General features: G+C 58.1%; 2 protein-coding genes and 1 pseudogene. All 3 read right to left on the bottom strand.

The genetic code is table 11. The annotated features are described in order from the left end of the window. Positions 1-278 (bottom strand): annotated as a pseudogene (locus PAT3040_RS38795) (ABC transporter permease); the annotation flags it as partial. Continuing rightward, positions 268-570 (bottom strand): thiamine-binding protein, encoded by a 303-nt coding sequence (locus PAT3040_RS19685; RefSeq protein WP_108994066.1) that lies wholly within the window; start codon positions 568-570, stop codon positions 268-270. The gene PAT3040_RS19685 and the pseudogene PAT3040_RS38795, both read right to left, overlap by 11 nt. 96 nt (positions 571-666) lie before the next feature. Further along, positions 667-1,553 (bottom strand): ABC transporter substrate-binding protein (locus tag PAT3040_RS19680; protein WP_108994065.1); only part of this gene is annotated, 887 nt, incomplete at its 5' end.

Raw genomic sequence — 1,553 nt, 5'->3', positions numbered from 1 at the left:
GGCAGAAGATGCAGCAAAGCGGCGAGCGCAAAGCCCGCCGCCGTACCGCCCGTAAAGCCCAGCATCATTAGCTTGAGCGTCGCCCACGTATGCGCCATGAGGCGCGGCCAGATCTCGATCGCCTCCAGAACAACAGCCGACGGAGCCGGGATACGCCAGGCATCCACGATTCCCAGCGAGGCGGATGCCTGCCATAGCGCGATCAGAGCGCCCAGCGCAAGCGCAGGCGGCCATAGCTTGGCCCACGCTCCCGTTCCGGACTTTTTCCTACTGGCCATCCGGGTATTTCTCCAGCAGTCGGCCCATGGAGGCGCCATTTTCCGGATTGTAATATATTTTAATCTGGGAAATGACCGAAGCGCAGCCCATCTCCGTCATCGCTTCGTTCATTCGCTGTACGATGTTCAGCAGCTCGGACAGCTCCCCCTCCATCGTCGTCTCCAGCGGAGCCACCCGATAAGGTACGCCCGACTCTTTAATGATATCGATAGCGCGATCCACGAAAGGAAGGACGCTTGCCCCTCCCGGCGTGCTCGGCAATATTTGAATGCTTACCAGCGCGTTTGCCATCTGTTTGTTCCCCTCTCCGAAGTTATCTTCAATCCGACCGGAGCATCCGCTTCATTGGTCGATCCGTCCTTCTATGCCTGACTTCCATTACTCCCGTTATTCCGGCAGGAACTCGTTCGTGAACGCTTTCTCCGCTTCCAGCTTGCCCTCGAGCAGTCCATGATCGAACATCCAGTTTGCGTAATTCTCCCATATGCTCAGCTTCTGCTCGCCCCAGCGCGGCGCGTCGTCCCGATACTTCGGACTGAGCCACTTCTGGCTGGCACGCACAAGATCCGCGTTCAGATCCGGTTCCGCCTTGATCAGCACTTCAGCCGCATCCTCCGGATTGTCGATCGTGAATTGATAACCTTCGGCCGCTCCCGCCGCGAACGCCTTCACCGTCTCGGGATCCGACTTGATCTGCTCCTCGTTCGTCACCAAGACCGGCGTATAATAGTCCAGCTTGTCGCTGTAATCCGTCAGATAAACCATGTTCAGCTCTTCGCCGCGCAGCTCTGCCTCGACGCCAGTCCAGGCATAGTAGATCCAAGCGAAATCGATATCCCGCTCCACGGCCGCAAAGAAGTCGCTGTCGCCGATACTCATAATGTCGACCTTGCTGACATCGCCTCCGTCCGCCTGCATTAGGGCATCGATGACGGATTCTTCTACCGGAGCTCCCCAGCCGCCATAACGCTGTCCTTCGAATTTTTTGGGCGAATCGATGCCTTTCGCCTTCGGCGAGGCGAAACCCGAGGTGTTATGCTGAATGACCGCAGCGATAGAGACGATCGGGACGCCAGCGATGCGGGCCATCGTGACCGACTCCTGGTAGCTGACGCCGAACGCGGCATCGCCGGAAGCGACCATTGCATCGGCGCCGTCTTGTCCCGGCTGAATAATCTCGACGTCCAGGCCGTGCTTCTCGAAGAAACCGTTGTCCCGAGCGACATATAATCCCGTATGGTTCGTGTTCGGCGTCCAATCGAGCACGACCTTCA

It is taken from the genome of Paenibacillus agaridevorans, from assembly GCF_003112455.1.
GTDB lineage: Bacteria > Bacillota > Bacilli > Paenibacillales > Paenibacillaceae > Pristimantibacillus > Pristimantibacillus agaridevorans.
The sequence above is the reverse complement of the archived record's forward strand: the minus strand, read 5'-3'. Positions and strand labels throughout refer to the sequence as shown.